Origin of the sequence: Mesorhizobium sp. WSM4898, assembly GCF_029625845.1 — a bacterium.
Classification (GTDB): domain Bacteria; phylum Pseudomonadota; class Alphaproteobacteria; order Rhizobiales; family Rhizobiaceae; genus Mesorhizobium.
Window position 1 is genome coordinate 65,066 of sequence record NZ_JARTVQ010000004.1, and the last position, 15,324, is coordinate 80,389.

The window sequence follows — 15,324 nt, forward strand, 5'->3', positions numbered from 1 at the left end:
AATAAAGGCAGAGCCCTGCCCTGCCAACACGGACGCCCTGCGACGCTTTGGCGGCAGACGCGCCGGCCGTCCTTGATCAATGTCAAATTGCGCCGATCGTTGCTAATTCAGGTCAGCGGCGTCCAGCTGCCGTCGGCATTGCGGCAGGCGGTGCCGCGCGCCGTGACGCCCGAACCGCTCGTGTAAACGGTGTGGGTGTATTGGCGGCAGTCCTGCGAGCCGACCCGGTAGGGCTGGGCGGCAACGACCTCGCCATAATGGGTCGAGCTGTCGCCCTTCCACGTCACCTTCTGGCCGCTGGCGTTGTATTCCAGCGCCTTGTACTCGGCCTCGAGGCCTTTGCGCTTTTCAGCATCGCTCAGACCCGAACCGATCGAGCCGCCGATGAGCCCGCCATTCATGGCCGCGACGATGCCGGCTCCCACCTTACCGGCGGCCGGCGGCGTGGCGACGGGCGTGACCGGAGAGGTCGGGCCGGTCCTGCCCAGCGTGGTGCAGCCCGACACGGCCATCAGGGCGGAAACGAGCGCAACGCGAATCTTCATACCAGCAACCGGTTCTCTTGAGCGGGATGGGCTTCTTGGGCGAAAAGCACTTCTGGAGCGAGATGGATCGGGAACCGCGCCAGCGGGAAGGATAGCGAGCCCATAGTATTGATATTTGTCGGAAATTTGGCCGCAAGCGGCCGCACGGAAATCGATAAAAACATTATTGAAGGCTCCGCAATCTTACCACTGCCCTCAAGCCGCCCATGCTGGACCGTTCCAGCGCAAGGGCGCCTCCATACTCGTTGACGAGGTCGGCGACAATGGCCAATCCAAGCCCCGTTCCCGGCTTCGTCTCGTCGAGTCTCTTGCCGCGTTTCAACACTTCCCGCGCGCTGTCCTCGGGAATGCCGGGGCCGTCGTCCTCTATAACGATTTCAAAAAGGTTGGGGCTTCCCGCAACGGTGGCGACCGAGACGGCAACGGCGCTTTTCGCCCATTTCATGGCATTGTCGAGGAGATTGCCGAGCAATTCCTCAAGATCCTCGCGCTCGCCGGCAAAGACGATCCCGGCGGCAGGCTGCGACAGCGAAAGCTGTGTCTGCGGGTTGAGCTTGCGCAGCACGCGCACCATGCGCTCGACCAGCGGCGCCACCGGCGTGCGGAAGACGACGCTGTCGCGCTGGGCGGCGACGCGGGCGCGCTGCAGATAATGGTCGACCTGCTTTTGCATCGAGGCAGCCTGCTCGGCGATGAGCTCGCCCTTGGCGCCGCCGAGCGCGCGGCCCTCGTTGATCAGCACGGCAAGCGGCGTCTTCAGGGAATGGGCGAGGTTGCCGACCTGGGTGCGCGAACGCTCGACGATGCGCCTGTTGTTCTCGATCAGCGCATTGGTCTCGCTGGCCAGAGGCTCGATCTCGGCCGGGAAGCGCCCGTCGAGCCGCTGCGCCGTGCCCTCGCGCACCATCGCCAAAGCATTGCGCACGCGGCGCAAAGGCTGCAAGCCGAAAAGGATGGCGATGGCGTTGATGGCGATCATGCCGACGCCGAACAGCGACAGATAGGTGAGCAGCCGGCGCTGGAAGCTCGCGATCTCCTGCTCGAGCTCGCTGTGATTGCCCATGACGCGGAAGCGCGCGGCGCGGTTCTTGGCATCGAGCACGAACTCGCTCTCGAAAACCTCTAACTCCTCGCCCTTGATGCCCTCGGTCGAATAGCTGCGCTGGAAGTTCGCGTTGAACGGCACCTCGGCGACGCTCGGCGACAGGATCGAGGAGGTCATCGAGGAGGAATGGAGTTCGCCGTGAACGTCTTCGGAGGCCGGCTCGACCGACCAGTACCAGCCGGAATTCGGCTCCGAGAAGCGCAGATCGCCAAGGTCGGGCGAGCCGATGAGCGCGCCATTGTCGGAAATGCCGACGGAGCCGATCAGGTTGAACAGATGCGCCGAAAGCAGACTGTCGAAGCCGCGCTCGCTGGCCTGGCGGTAGAGCGTGGTTATGAGCGTGAAGATGACGACGAGCGTCAGGATCGCCCAAATCGTGGAAAAGGCGATGACGCGGAAGGTCAGCGAGCGCGGCCAGAGCCGCAGCTTTGAAAGCCACGTTCTCATCGTCGGCTTCAGCGGTTCCGCGTCACGCCTCCGGCTCTCGCATGCGATAGCCCATGCCTCGCACGGTTTCGATCATGTCGATGCCCATCTTCTTGCGAAGCCGTCCGACGAACACCTCGATGGTGTTGGAGTCGCGGTCGAAGTCCTGGTCGTAGAGATGTTCGACCAATTCGGTGCGCGATACCACCTCGCCCATATGATGCATCAGATAGGCAAGCAGCCGAAACTCGTGGGAAGTGAGCTTCAGCGGCACGCCGTTGACGTCGGCCTTGGAGGCCTTGGTGTCGAGCCTCAGCGGCCCGCAGGTGAGCTCGGACGAGGCATGGCCGGCGGCGCGGCGGATCAGCGCCCTCACTCTGGCCAGCACCTCCTCGATGTGAAAAGGCTTGGTGACGTAGTCGTCGGCGCCCGCGTCGATGCCGGCAACCTTGTCGCTCCAGCGGTCGCGGGCGGTCAGGATCAGCACAGGCATCTTGCGCCCGCCGCGGCGCCAGCGCTCGACGACGCTGATGCCGTCCATCTGCGGCAGGCCGATGTCGAGGACGACGGCGTCGTAAGGCTCGGTGTCGCCGAGGAAATGCCCCTCTTCGCCGTCATAGGCGCGGTCGACCACATAGCCGGCATCTACCAGCGCATCCGTAAGCTGCCGGTTGAGATCCTTGTCATCCTCGACGACGAGCACGCGCATGGTTCGTAGCCTGTTGAAGGGTGGAGGTATAGGCCGATTCCGCCGGCCAGGAAACTTAAGCCTGTTAAAGGGAATTGGGCGTCAGTCCAGCGGCACCACGATCTCGGTACGGCGCGGCCGCTGGCCCTCCTTGCCCGGGACCAGTACCACGATCACGCAGACCTGCTGTCCGCCGCGCGTGGCCTGCGAGGCCTTGGCGAGCGTGCCGCCGTTCTGCGCGGCGATCTGCTGGCCGATTGCATAGCAGTCGCTGGCAGCAAGCACGAGCGGCTGATCGACCGATGGCTCGACGGGCGGCATCGCCGTCGCCTGCGACGCAAAAATCCCGGCTGCGGCAAGCGCCAGCGTCGCGGCGCGAGTAAGGGAGCGGAACGTTTTCATGATCACGGTACTAACGCATTTGTGCTGAACATGAAATGAACGGTGAACGGCCGAAAATCCATGCCCGCCATACCCCCTGCCCGCGAGACGAACAAATGCGAGTCCAACTGCCTGGGCCCATCAGGACCAGCATGGATTGATAGCCGGAAAATCACGGGCGCGGCTACGGTTTTCGCGGCTAGCATATGCTCTAATTTGCGCCGTGAAGCAGTTGAGGACGGGGAGAATGCCATGAGCCATGACGACCTTGCCAGTCTTTACAAGGGCTACATTGCCTGCCTCAACGAACAGGATTGGGACAATCTCGGCCAGTTTGTCGGCGAGGAGGTGCAGTATAATGGCGAGACGGTGGGGCTTTCGGGCTATCGCCGCATGCTGGAAGGCGATTTTCAGGCCATTCCCGATCTGCGTTTCAACATCGAGCTTCTGGTTTCAGAGCCACCACGCGTGGCGGCCCGTCTGCATTTCGACTGCAGGCCCAAGGGCATGCTGTTCGGCCTGGCGGTGAACGGCAGGCGAGTCACCTTCGCGGAGAACGTCTTTTATGAAATCCAGGACGGGCGGATACGCGAGGTCTGGTCCGTCATCGACAAGGCCGCCATCCAGGCCCAGCTCTAGAGAAGTCCATCGTTTCAAGGAAACGCGGAATTGCTCTAACTCCTTTTTTTGTACTTCCGGACGGAAAACCGCTGCGCACCTTTCCTGGAATTGCTGAAGGAAAAGCTGGTCTCTCAGGCACTTTCTTGCGTCAGCGCGCGGAAGCGCAGCAGCCCGTGGTGCACCGCGAGGTCGTCGTCATAGCGCGCCTCGGCGAATTCCAGCGACAGCCGCGTCTGGCCACGCGGGCCGATCGAGAGGGCCGCGCCGTCGAGGCGCGCCTTGATGCTGTCCATGATGAGCCGCGTCTCGGCCTCGCCCTGCGCCTTCGACCAGATGTGGAGCGTGATGAGTTGGTCGTCGTTGTCGTCGGCGCCGGTGTCCAGGTCGAAGGCGCTGGTGCGGCCGTAGGTGACGTGCGGAAATGCGGCTTTGGCGTCGGCGCGCTCGAGCAGGCCGGCGCCGCCCAGCAGCGCCGACAGCGACGCATCGGTCTTCAATCGCAGGAACAAGGCCTGCATCAAATCGCCAGGCGCCGTCATATGTGGTTCCTCTCGCCTGCCTTGTCCTCATCGCAGCGTAGCCGCCTTGCACCCGTTTCGCCAGATCGTCGGACGGCGTCTTGAGGCAATGCCATCAAGCCTTGCCGCTGATCACCGTTGCCTGATCCCTGATCACCACAGTTACGAAACGGATGACGGCGCACAGGCGCCTCATCACCGATCTCGCGGCGATAGACAAGCAAAACCGGGCGGCTGCCGAGAGTTTCGGGGGCGAGCCGCACCATGCGCGGTTCCGGTTCGGCGGGCATGCAGGGCATCACGCGTGTCACGATGTGGGGCGACACGGTTTTTGAGGGAGGCGCCGCGCAGGGTCTGGTGGAGCAATGCGACTACGTCTACACAAGGCTGCTGCCCGGCTGGGGCGCCGGTCGCTTTCGCCGCAGGGCGCAAGCCTGGCTGACGAGCGGGGCAGACTGGCCAGGGAGGCCGGAGATGAAACTTCTGATCTTTGGCGCCTCGGGCGCGACCGGCCGCGCCCTCGTCTCGGCGGCGCTGGCGGAAGGCCATCTGGTCACCGCCTTCGTCCGCACCCCGCGCAAGCTCGCCATCAGCCACGACCGTCTGAGCGTGATCGTCGGAGACGTCGCCGACTGCAAGGCGGTGGAGGGCGCGATTGCCGGTCACGACGCGGTGTTGAGCTGCCTCGGTGTCGGCGTGCCACTGAAGCACGACGCGGCGGTGATTGCCGGTATCGGCTTCATCGTCGAGGCGATGCAACGGAGCGGGCCAACCCGGCTCATTTATCAGTCCTTCCTCGGCGTCCGCGACAGCCGGCGGCAATTGGGGCCACTGCTCGGCGGCATCGTCGTGCCGCTCGTGCTGCGCCATGAAGCGGCGGATCACGAAGCGAAGGAAAGGCTCATCGCGCAGTCCGGCCTCGACTGGACGATCGTGCGACCGCCAAAGCTCGGCAACGGTCCAGCCATCGGCCGGTTCCGCCACGGCCACGGCATCCGGGCCAGGTCCTTGTTGCCGACGCTGGCGCGCGCCGACGTGGCGGCCTTCATGCTCGATCAAGTCAGCGACAAAACCTATTCGCGTACAGCGGTTGCCCTGCTGCCTTGACCTCACGACACCGGTGCCGCGCCGCCCTCTTCGGTGCGGCGTGCGATGAAATCGTCGAGCACGCCGGCGGTGGCGGCAGCGGATGCGGGCGGCTGGAAATCGGAAAGAATCCGCTTCCAGATGCCGGTGGCGCGCTCCGTCGCGGTCTTGCCGCCGGATTGCGTCCAGTTGCCGAAATTCGACCAGTCGGCCACCAACGGTTCGTAAAAGGCGGTACGGTAGCGGGCCATGGTGTGGGCGGCCGAGAAGAAATGGCCGCCGGGCTGCACCTCGGCAACAGCGTCGAAACCGATGGCGTCGGCATCACCCGGTGTCGTGGCGCAAAGCTCGGCGACCGTCTGCAGCGCCTCGATGTCGGTAATCAGCTTTTCGAACGAGACGCTCAAGCCGCCCTCCAGCCAGCCTGCCGCATGGATGCAGACGGTGGCGCCGGCAAGCACCGAGCCCCATAGCGCGAACTGCGTCTCATGCGCCGCCTGCGCGTCGGAGACATTGGCGGCGCTGCCGCCGCCGGAACGCCAAGGCAAGCCGGTGAAGCGCGCGAGCTGGCCGGCGCCCAAGGTCGCCTTGATGTGCTCCGGCGTGCCGAAGGCCGGCGCGCCCGACTTCATGTCGACATTGGAGGAAAACGAGCCATAGACCACCGGAGCGCCGGGGCGCACGATCTGGGCGAGCGTCAGCCCCGCCAGCGCCTCCGCATGCTGCAGGGTCAGCGCGCCGGCGACCGTGATCGGCGCCATGGCGCCCGCCAGGCAGAAGGGCGTGATGATCGACACCTGGCCGAACCTGGCGAAGTCGATGATGCCTTGCGCCATCGGGATATCGAGCTGGCGCGGCGAATTGGTGTTGATGACGGTGTAGCAGAAGGCGCCGTTGCGAAATTCGTCCTCCGAGAGGCCGCGCGCCAGCCGGACCATCTCAAAACTGTCCTCGACCTGCGGCGTGCCGCGCGCGAAGACGAAGGGAAACTTGTCGGACAAGGTGAGCTGCGCGCGGCCGGTGGCAAAGTGGCGAAAGCGCGTGTCGACGTCCTGCGGCTCGATGCAAGGGCCGAGCATATGCAGCACGTCGAAATGCTGCAGGAGCTTCATGAATTCCTCGAAGGCGGCGAGCGTGCCCGGCCGCCTTCCGCGCTCGAGATCGGTGACGTTGGGCGCGCCGGAGCCGGCGAGGAATGTCATGGACCCAAGCTCGAGGATAAGGTCACGGGAGCGGGCGCCGCTATAGGCGGGGATCGAGCGCGGCGCGGACGCCAAGGCTGCCTCGACCATGTCGCGGCCGATCCGCACCATCTGGCTGTCCTCGTCGACCAGGGCGCCGGCCTTGGCAAGAATGGCGCGCGCCTCCGGCAGCAGCACCTTGATGCCGAGTTCTTCCAGCACGCGCAGCGCCGTGTCGTGGATTGCGGCGACCTGATCGTCGGAAAAGACCGGCTGCGGCAGGAAGGGGTTCTTCAGCGAACGATAGTTCGGGCGGCGGCTGGACTCGCTGCCGGCCTCGCCGGTGCGTCCGCGCCGGCGTTCGCGCCTCTGATCGCGTGCGGCCTCATCAATCATGCCCAATCCTCCCTATTGCCGCATTGCCTCGCCCTTGGGGTCATAGGGCGAGGCCGCGATGACGCGCGCCGGCCGTTCGACGCCGACAATGTGTACGGAAAGTTGCGTCCCCTCCCCGGCGAAATCGTCATCGAGCAACGCCAGGGCGACGCTCTTGCCAACCGTGTAGCCGTAGCCGCCGGAAGTGACGAAGCCGACGCGCCGGCCCTTGTGCCAGACAGGCTCGAAACCGCTGGCGTCGGCGTCGACGGCATCGACTTCCAGGGTCACGATCCGCCGGGCGACGCCCGCCTTGCGCTCCTTGAGAGCTGCTTCGCGGCCGACAAAATCGCCCTTGTCGAAGGCGACGAACCGGTCAAGGCCGGTCAGGCCGGGCGTGTAGCCCTGCGTGAACTCGCGCGACCAGATGCCGAAACTCTTCTCCAGCCGCAGCGCGTTGAGCGCGTAGTAGCCGATCTCGGCGAGACCAAGATCTTCGCCGGCGACGAGCAGCGTCTCGCGCAGCGTCCCGTGCAGGGTGGCCGGGCAATTGATTTCGAAGCCGAGCTCGCCGGCGATCGACAGCCGGGCGACCCGGGCGCGAACCATGCCGATGTCGAACTCGGCGCAGGCCATGAACGGCAGGGTTTTGGCGGAGACGTCCTGGTGCGTGGTGCGTTCGACGACCTTCCTTGCATTCGGCCCGGTCACCAGGAAGCCGGACATCGCGTCCGAGATGTCGTTAACCGAGACGCCGTCCGCCATGTGCGCCTCGAACCAGCGCATGTGGAATTCGCGCAGGTAATAGGAGCCCATGATCCAGTAGTCGCCGCCGCCCCAGTTGAGCACGGTAAGGTCGCCCTTCAGCCTGCCGTCATGGCCGAGCATCGGGGCAAGCTTCGCGCGCCGAGGCTTCGGCAGTTTGCAGGCAAGCAGCCGGTCGAGCCAGGCCTCGGCGCCGGGACCGGACACGGCGTAGCGCGAGAAGGCCGTGGTGTCGACGAGGCCGGCGGCGCGGCGCACCTGCAGCACCTCATCGCCAACGATGTCGAAGGCGTTGGAGCGCTTCAGCGTCGTCTCCTCGCGAAAACCCATCGGAGCGAAATAGGCCGGGATTTCCAGCCCCCATGAGGCCATCCACTCGGCGCCGGCCGCGCTCATGCCGTCATAGGCGCCGGGCCGCTTCAGCGGCCGGCCCGCCGGCAGCCGCTCGTTGGGGAAGGTCATGACGAAGCGACGGGCGTAGAACTGGCGCGTGGTTTGCCTGAGATACTCGCGGTTGGCGGCGAAGGCGCCGTAGCGGGCGATGTCCATGCCGAAGATGTCGGCCTGCGGCTCGCCGTAGATCATCCATTCGGCCAGCGACTTGCCGACGCCGCCACCCTGGCTGAAGCCGGCCATGACGCCGCAGGCGACCCAGTAGTTCTTCAAGCCACGCACCGGGCCAACCAGTGGATTGCCGTCGGGGGTGAAGGTGAAGGCGCCATTGACCCATTTGCGGATGCCCGCCTTGGCCAGGCAGGGGAAGCGCTGATACGCCTTCGAAAGCTCCGGGCTGATGCGGTCGATGTCCTCGGGGATCAGCTCGATGCCGTAGTCCCAGGGCGCACCGTCCATGTTCCAATGTTTTGGGTTCTGCTCGTAGACACCGAGCAGCACGCCTTTGCGCTCCTGCCGAAGATAGGAGAAGCCGTCGAGATCGACGGCAAGGCCGAGCTCGTTGTCCAGGGCAGTGACCTCCGGAATGTCCTCGGTGACGAAATAATGGTGTTCCATCGGCGTCACCGGCAGGTCGACGCCTGCCATGAGGCCGACCTGCTTGGCCCACAGGCCGCCGGCGTTGACGACATGCTCGGCGACAATCGCGCCCTTCTCTGTAACCACATCCCAGCCGCCGTCCGCGCGCTGCCTGAGCTCGATTACGCGGTTGCGCAGGATCACATCGGCGCCGCGCTTCTTTGCGGCGCCCGCATAGGCGTGCGTCGTGCCGTAAGGGTCGAGATGGCCTTCGTTGGAATCGTAAAGGCCACCCAGCACATCGCTGACATCGACGATCGGGCAGATCTCCTTGATCTCCTCGGGCGTCACCAGGCGGGCCGTCTCGATGCCCACCGACTGGAACACCGCCCAGGCCGATTTCAGCCATTCCCAGCGCTGCGGATCGCTTGCCATGTTGACGCCACCGGTCATGTGCAACCCGGCATCCTGGCCGGACTCGGCCTCGATCTCGCGGTAGAGCTTGATCGTGTAGTCCTGCAGCGCCGCGACATTGGGATCGGCGTTCAGCGCATGGAAGCCGGCCGCCGCGTGCCAGGTCGATCCGGCCGTCAACTCGGCGCGCTCGATAAGCGCCACGTCGCTCCAGCCGAAGCGCGTCAGGTGATAGAGCACCGAGGCGCCGACCACGCCTCCCCCGATGACGACTGCCCGGTAATGCGATTTCACGAGCCTCTCCCTCTCGTTGGAGAGCCTTACGATACACGTCCTGTACAGGAGTGTCTAGACACAAGTGTACAGATCGCTTGCGCGCCGCTTCCCGCCATGCCTATTGTGCGGCCATGATCATGACCGCCCCGCAGGCCGAACCGGTTCTCGGCAACATCAAGGTCACGCGCTCGGACTGGATCAATCTGGCGCTTGAGACGCTGGTTTCAGACGGTATCGAGAGCGTGCGCGTGCTCACCCTCGGCCAGAAGCTCGGCGTGTCGCGCTCAAGCTTCTACTGGTATTTCGAAAGCCGGCAGGATCTGCTCGACCAGTTGCTCAAGCATTGGCACGACACCAACACCACTGCGATCGTCGAGCGCGCCCGGCGCCCCGCCGAAACCATCATCATGGGCGTGATGAACGTATTCGAATGCTGGGCCGACGAGCGCCTCTTCGACCCGAGGCTCGATTTCGCCGTGCGCGAATGGGCGAGGCGCTCGGCAGACGTGCGGCAGATGATCGACCAGGCCGACGACGAGCGCCTCAGCGCCATCCGCGACATGTACCGCCGGCACGGCTACGACGACGAGGACGCCTTCATCCGAGCGCGTGTGCTCTACTACATGCAGATCGGCTATTACGTGCTCGACCTCAAGGAACCGGTCGAGGCCCGCGTCAGCCATCTCGCCCCCTATCTGCGCTCCTTCACCGGCCAGGAGCCGACCGAAGCGGATGTGGCGCATTTCATGCGCTTCATCGCGGCGCGCTGATGACTACCCGCCGTTCACGGCCGATTGACCTCCATTCAACAAAGCTTGTGCTGTGGCTTCGCTGCCCTTGTGAGCAGTGATAAAATGGTCGAATAGTTTGGCAGGGTGCCACCTGAAACTGCCCGCATGCTGTTTTCGGGCGAAAGCGCATTGGGGCGGAAGTCTGGAATGCCAACTCCTTCGAAACCACGCAAGAGAAGAGGCCGGATCGCCTCGGCGGCTCTTGCCGTCGATGCGTGGCTCGATTCCTCGCTCTACGAGATCAGCTTCAAAGCGCGCGAATTCTGGGAGGCCGCAACCATCTTTTCCCGCCGCTTCCGCCTGCATGGCTGGCGGCGCGCCATCATCGAGGTGCTGAGTGAAGGGTTCACCATGGGAGCCGGCGGCTTCGTGGTGCTGTTGGCGCTGGCCATGCCGGCGTTTGAGATCACCGCCGGCGATTGGCGCAACCAGGGCGATTTCGCCGTCACCTTCCTCGACCGCTACGGCAACGAGATCGGCCAGCGCGGCATCATTCAGCGCGATTCCGTGCCGGTCGACGAGATGCCGGATATCGTCATCAAGGCGGTGCTGGCGACCGAGGACCGCCGCTTCTTCGATCACTACGGCATCGACGTTCTCGGCCTGTCGCGCGCGATCTTCGAGAATGTGCGCGCCAATTCGGTGGTCCAGGGCGGCTCCAGCATCACCCAGCAGCTGGCCAAGAACCTGTTCCTGTCCAACGAGCGCACCTTGGAGCGCAAGATCAAGGAAGCTTTCCTGTCGCTCTGGCTGGAGGCCAATCTCTCCAAGAAGGAGATCCTCCAGCTCTATCTCGACCGCGCCTATATGGGCGGCGGCACGTTCGGCATCGAGGCGGCGGCGGATTTCTATTTCGGCAAGAGCGTCAAGGACCTGAACCTCGCCGAGGCGGCAATGCTGGCCGGCCTGTTCAAGGCGCCCACCAAATACGCCCCGCACATCAACCTGCCGGCCGCCCGTGCGCGCGCCAATGTGGTGCTCTCCAACCTTGTCGACGCCGGCTTCATGACCGAGGGCCAGGTGCTGCAGGCGCGGCTGCATCCGGCAGATGTCGTCGACCGCGGCGAGCAGAAGAGCCCCGACTATTTCCTCGACTGGGCCTTCGACGAGGTCAAGAAGATCGCCAAGCCCGGCCAACACTCGCTGGTCGCCCATACGACCTTCGACGCCAATATCCAGAAAGCGGCCGAAGAGTCGGTCGAATTCCATCTCCGCCAGTTCGGCAAGGAATACAACGTTACCGAGGGCGCGGTGGTGGTGATCGAGACCAACGGCGCGGTGCGCGCCATTGTCGGCGGCCGCGATTATGGCGCCAGCCAGTTCAACCGCGCCACCAAGGCGCTGCGGCAGACCGGGTCGTCGTTCAAGCCTTATGTCTATGCCACCGCGATGGAGCACGGCTTCACGCCGGACTCGGTGGTTTCCGGCGGCGCCGTCAGTTGGGGCAGTTGGTCGCCACACAATTACAATGGCGGCTCGGCCGGCAACGTCACGCTGCTCACGGCTATCGCCAAGTCGATCAACACCGTGCCGGTGCGGCTCGCCAAGGACTATCTCGGTATCGGGCCGATCAAGGCGATGGCCGAATCCATGGGTGTCGAATCGCCGCTGGAATCGCACAAGACCATGGTGCTCGGCACGTCCCTCATGACGGTGATGGACCAGGCGACAGGCTACAGCGTCTTCGCGCAGAACGGCTTCGTCGGTTCCCGGCACGGCATCACGCAGCTCGTTACCCGCACCGGCGACGTCGTCTATGACTGGGCCAAGGACGCGCCGCCGCCGCACCGTGTGCTGTCGGAAAAAGCTCTGAAATACATGAACACCATGCTGGCCGCGGTGCCGGCGATCGGCACGGCGCGGCGCGCGCAGCTTCCCAACATCGTCGTCGCGGGCAAGACCGGCACCACGCAGTCCTACCGAGACGCCTGGTTCGTCGGTTTCACCGGCAACTACACGGCCGCCGTCTGGCTCGGCAATGACGATTTCACGCCGACCAACAACATGACCGGCGGGTCGCTGCCGGCGATGGTCTGGCAGCGGCTGATGGCCTATGCACACCAGAACATCGATCTGAAGCCGATCCCTGGCCTCGATCATCCCTGGGTCGACCCGGAGGTCGCGGCCAAGGCCGAGGAAGAGGCGAAGAAGGAGGCCGCTGATGCCGCGGCGCAGGCAGAGGCCGAGCGCCCGCCAGTGCTTTCCAGCCGCACCACGCAGACGCTGAGGGCAATGACCAAAGCCTTCCAGGCGGCGCCGGTTCTCAACGCACCTACCCTGCCGGAGACGCTGTCCGCGCTTTGAACCTTCGTTCGACGCATGCGCTTGCCCCGAAACCGGTCCCACTTTCGAGTGAAATACTTAGCGGAGACTAGGCAATCTCAGCCCGGCCCATTCGCCGGGTGGGATCTCAGCCCCGACACGGAAGTTGAACGACAAGACCCTTGTCGCATCGGCGTCGACCTCGCACCGGAAGCTTAGGCGGTACCATGTGGTTGCCGTGCTGAAGGCGGCCACCGGAGGGTTAAGAACATTGCCCACCTTCAGCGGAATGGATGGCAGCCATTTGGGAGAATAGGAGGCGCCCTGCAATTCCTCGTTCAAAACGCTGCCGCAAAGGTTGGCAACCCGCTGGTCGCGAGGCACCTCGCTCATAGAGCTTGTGGCCAGCGCATCGCCGGTAGCGCCCTGCGAATAGAGCTTTCGAACACCCGGAAGGCCGGAATAGATCGGCGACGCAGCAACGGCGGCGTTGGTGGAACCTGGCGTCCCGGCGCTCTTGCTTCGGGACTTCGAGACCTTTGCGGGCCTGAACTTCAGCGCATTTGCTTGCTTGGGCTTTTGCTTTTCGGCCGGCGCCGGAAGATCGACTTTACCACCCCTCTTGGCATCCAACGGCGCCGGCGCCACTCCTGCTTGCTTTTCGGCGGTTGGCGCTCCTGCCTCTTGCTTGGCTGCCTGCTGTTTATCCGTGTCCTGGGCTGCCTTCTCGTCACTTTGGGCGGGCTCGGTGTCCGTCGCGGCGATTACCGGCTTCTCGTCAGCCGTGCTGTGATCTGCCGGCTGATCGGCATCGGCCGGCGCGGCAGTTTGCTTCTGTGCAGGCTTCGCCACGGCGGGCGGCTTCGTATCGTTATCCTTCGCCGGCGACGGCGTGTTGTCCCGGTTGCTGGCTCCACCCAGGGATGTCCTGGGGCCGGTGTCCTTGTTGCCGTACTGGAAAACGGGCTTTAGCACCGCGATCGGCGGTGGCTTCGGCGGCTGCTTTTCCGGCACTGGAGGCTTTTCGACTTTCTGCTCGGGCGGCTTTTCAGCCTTGGGTTCCGGGGGCTTCTCGGCCTTGAGTTGCTTCGGCTGCGGTGCGGGCGGAGGCTTCGGCTTAGGTTGCTCGGGTGGAGGCACAAGCGCGACATTGACCGGCTGCTCCTGATCCGGCTGTTGGGCGCGCTTGGGCAAGGTATAGACCAGAAACGCTGCGATCAGCGCATGCAGCATCAGCGATGCGGGCAAAGCCCACGCCAAATTCCGACGCCGCTCTTCTGTCTCGCCCTTCATCCCGACCGATGTGGAACGAAATGGCGGCGGCTTCAAGCACAGGCATCGGATCGGCGCCTGACAAGTCAGTGATTGGATGGCCACGTGCAGCGCCGCCGAGAATCAGAAGGGGCGCAGTCCGGACTTGTCCGTGACAGGCGTTCGCTGACATGGGAACGTCATGCTGCTTGCAGGCCGGACCACCTGAATATCGCCACGCCCGGGGCAAGCCGGCTTGCCACGAGGCCCCACGCCGCGATATCCCGGGCAACCTCCTCAGTTCCGGCCTTCCATGCTCAAGACCGTCTCCCTCACGCTGCTTTCGCTTGTCATGGCCATCGGCCTTGGCGGCGGCAGCGTCTGGTACGCGCTCAACGCGCAGGACGGCGTCGGCGCGATCCGCATCGGCCAATGGACAGCTTTTCCTGAAATCGGCACGGAAGGCTCCGACCCCTACTCCAAGGCGCGCGTGGCGCGTGAGGGCGTGCTGGCGCTCGGCCGGGCGGAAGGGTTGTCCTTCGTCGCCGAGCGCGATGAAGCTGGCCAACCGCTGAAGCGGGAATGCGCCTATACAATCGAAGGCGGTTACCCGACGGCCCGGTTCTGGACGCTTTATGCCGCCGACCAGTCGCTCGGCGTCATTGACACCGGCAAAGCGAGACAGGCGGCCCTGCAATCCTACGAAGTGCTGCGCCGGCCCGACAATTCGGTCGTCATCTCCGTCGGCGACCGCCCTGCCCCGGGCAACTGGCTCCTGACGGCTGGCTTCGGCAAGATGTATTTCGTGCTGACCTTCTACGACACGCCGATCGCGAGCAGCACTGGGCTTTCCGACGTGGCGCTGCCGCGCATTTTGAAGGCGGGCTGCCATGCGTAGCCTGCTGCACGCCCTGGTCCTCGGCCTGCTCGGCGCCGGCATCGTGCATATCGCGGTGCTGTTTCTGGTGCCGGAATTTTCCGAGCGCGATGCCTGGTCGCGGCTGGCAATGGCCTCCGACCTCTATAAGATGACGCGCCTCGACGCGGAGGCCGGCGGTGCGCCTGTGGTGAAGTCGGTCGACCCCATGTTCTACGCGGCCGCCTGCCGCTTCAATCTCGCCGACGGGCTGGTACGGATCCGGGCGCCGGGCGACGTGCCGTTCTGGTCGGCCTCGGTCTATGACCGCAGCGGCCATAACATCTATTCCTTCAACGACCACAATGCGAACAGCGAAAAGCTCGATGCCGTGGTGCTGACACCGGCGCAGATGATCGACGTGCGGCGCGATCTTCCCGAGGACTTGCAGGGCGCGATCTTTGTCGAGGCGCCGATCGAAGAGGGAATCTTTGTCGTCCGCGCCTTCGTGCCGGACGATAGCTGGAAGCCGATCGTGTCGCGCTTTCTCGAACAGAGTGCCTGCGAGCTGCAGGAATACTGAAGAGTCAGCTCAGTGATGCGGCACCAGTGGCCGTGGCGACCCAGGCTTGTCCGGGCCGTCCGGACGCGCCGCGCCGACCTGCGGCTGTGGCTCATAGCGGACGCCGGGGAAGATGATGACAGCCGCTGCCGTGTCGGTGTCGTGGGTTACTCGATTGACGGATGCCGCTCGCGGCACGAAAGACAAGACCATGCCCATGGTTCGCGTATTCCTCTCGGTTTGACCGGA

General features: G+C 64.6%; 16 protein-coding genes. 6 read left to right on the top strand and 10 right to left on the bottom strand.

What is annotated here, in order from left to right:
- Positions 1-107 precede the first annotated feature (107 nt).
- From P9228_RS19590 to P9228_RS19610, 5 genes are all read right to left on the bottom strand, one after another.
- A complete protein-coding gene (locus tag P9228_RS19590) occupies positions 108-545 on the bottom strand; it encodes a hypothetical protein (RefSeq protein ID WP_066997605.1) in 438 nt (145 codons plus the stop codon).
- A complete protein-coding gene (locus tag P9228_RS19595) occupies positions 542-709 on the bottom strand; it encodes a hypothetical protein (protein ID WP_179293607.1) in 168 nt (55 codons plus the stop codon). Before P9228_RS19595 ends, P9228_RS19590 begins: the two co-directional genes overlap by 4 nt.
- On the bottom strand, positions 709-2,097 hold the full coding sequence (locus P9228_RS19600; protein ID WP_067320967.1) for an ATP-binding protein: 1,389 nt from the start codon (positions 2,095-2,097) through the stop codon (positions 709-711). The genes P9228_RS19595 and P9228_RS19600 overlap by 1 nt, the downstream gene beginning before the upstream one ends.
- Positions 2,098-2,119: 22 nt before the next feature.
- Positions 2,120-2,785: a response regulator transcription factor gene (locus P9228_RS19605; RefSeq protein ID WP_067320964.1), complete on the bottom strand. Its 666-nt coding sequence runs from the start codon at positions 2,783-2,785 to the stop codon at positions 2,120-2,122.
- An 81-nt stretch (positions 2,786-2,866) separates the two neighbouring features.
- Positions 2,867-3,166, bottom strand: coding sequence for a hypothetical protein (locus P9228_RS19610; RefSeq protein WP_067320960.1), 300 nt, complete (start codon positions 3,164-3,166; stop codon positions 2,867-2,869).
- Between the two features lie 231 nt (positions 3,167-3,397).
- Between P9228_RS19610 and P9228_RS19615 the strand changes: the two genes are divergently transcribed.
- On the top strand, positions 3,398-3,784 hold the full coding sequence (locus tag P9228_RS19615) for an ester cyclase (protein WP_067320956.1): 387 nt from the start codon (positions 3,398-3,400) through the stop codon (positions 3,782-3,784).
- Between the two features lie 113 nt (positions 3,785-3,897).
- On the opposite strand, the gene P9228_RS19620 is transcribed toward P9228_RS19615, so the two are convergent.
- A complete protein-coding gene (locus P9228_RS19620; protein ID WP_067320953.1) occupies positions 3,898-4,305 on the bottom strand; it encodes a DUF3168 domain-containing protein in 408 nt (135 codons plus the stop codon).
- A 243-nt stretch (positions 4,306-4,548) separates the two neighbouring features.
- Between P9228_RS19620 and P9228_RS19625 the strand changes: the two genes are divergently transcribed.
- Complete coding sequence (locus tag P9228_RS19625) at positions 4,549-5,391, top strand: NAD(P)H-binding protein (RefSeq protein WP_127241375.1); 843 nt, start codon at positions 4,549-4,551, stop codon at positions 5,389-5,391.
- A gap of 2 nt (positions 5,392-5,393) precedes the next feature.
- Here P9228_RS19625 and P9228_RS19630 read toward each other — a convergent pair whose 3' ends face one another.
- Both P9228_RS19630 and P9228_RS19635 read right to left on the bottom strand, forming a co-directional pair.
- Positions 5,394-6,947, bottom strand: a complete 1,554-nt coding sequence (locus P9228_RS19630) for a trimethylamine methyltransferase family protein (RefSeq protein ID WP_278055041.1) — start codon at positions 6,945-6,947, stop codon at positions 5,394-5,396.
- 12 nt (positions 6,948-6,959) lie between these two features.
- On the bottom strand, positions 6,960-9,371 hold the full coding sequence (locus tag P9228_RS19635; RefSeq protein WP_278055043.1) for an FAD-dependent oxidoreductase: 2,412 nt from the start codon (positions 9,369-9,371) through the stop codon (positions 6,960-6,962).
- 113 nt (positions 9,372-9,484) lie between these two features.
- On the opposite strand from P9228_RS19635, the gene P9228_RS19640 reads away from it, so the two are divergent.
- Entirely contained in the window at positions 9,485-10,123 is a 639-nt protein-coding gene (locus tag P9228_RS19640) for a TetR/AcrR family transcriptional regulator (RefSeq protein ID WP_278055045.1), read from the top strand.
- A 168-nt stretch (positions 10,124-10,291) separates the two neighbouring features.
- Positions 10,292-12,448, top strand: a complete 2,157-nt coding sequence (locus tag P9228_RS19645; protein ID WP_095827184.1) for a penicillin-binding protein 1A — start codon at positions 10,292-10,294, stop codon at positions 12,446-12,448.
- Between the two features lie 57 nt (positions 12,449-12,505).
- Here P9228_RS19645 and P9228_RS19650 read toward each other — a convergent pair whose 3' ends face one another.
- A complete protein-coding gene (locus P9228_RS19650) occupies positions 12,506-13,699 on the bottom strand; it encodes a DUF930 domain-containing protein (RefSeq protein WP_278055465.1) in 1,194 nt (397 codons plus the stop codon).
- A 271-nt stretch (positions 13,700-13,970) separates the two neighbouring features.
- On the opposite strand from P9228_RS19650, the gene P9228_RS19655 reads away from it, so the two are divergent.
- Both P9228_RS19655 and P9228_RS19660 read left to right on the top strand, forming a co-directional pair.
- Positions 13,971-14,555, top strand: coding sequence for a DUF1214 domain-containing protein (locus P9228_RS19655; protein ID WP_278055046.1), 585 nt, complete (start codon positions 13,971-13,973; stop codon positions 14,553-14,555).
- Positions 14,548-15,096: a DUF1254 domain-containing protein gene (locus P9228_RS19660; RefSeq protein WP_127241679.1), complete on the top strand. Its 549-nt coding sequence runs from the start codon at positions 14,548-14,550 to the stop codon at positions 15,094-15,096. Before P9228_RS19655 ends, P9228_RS19660 begins: the two co-directional genes overlap by 8 nt.
- Positions 15,097-15,105: 9 nt before the next feature.
- Here the strand turns inward: P9228_RS19660 and P9228_RS19665 are convergent, their stop codons facing one another.
- Complete coding sequence (locus P9228_RS19665; RefSeq protein ID WP_127241678.1) at positions 15,106-15,294, bottom strand: hypothetical protein; 189 nt, start codon at positions 15,292-15,294, stop codon at positions 15,106-15,108.
- Positions 15,295-15,324 lie beyond the last annotated feature (30 nt).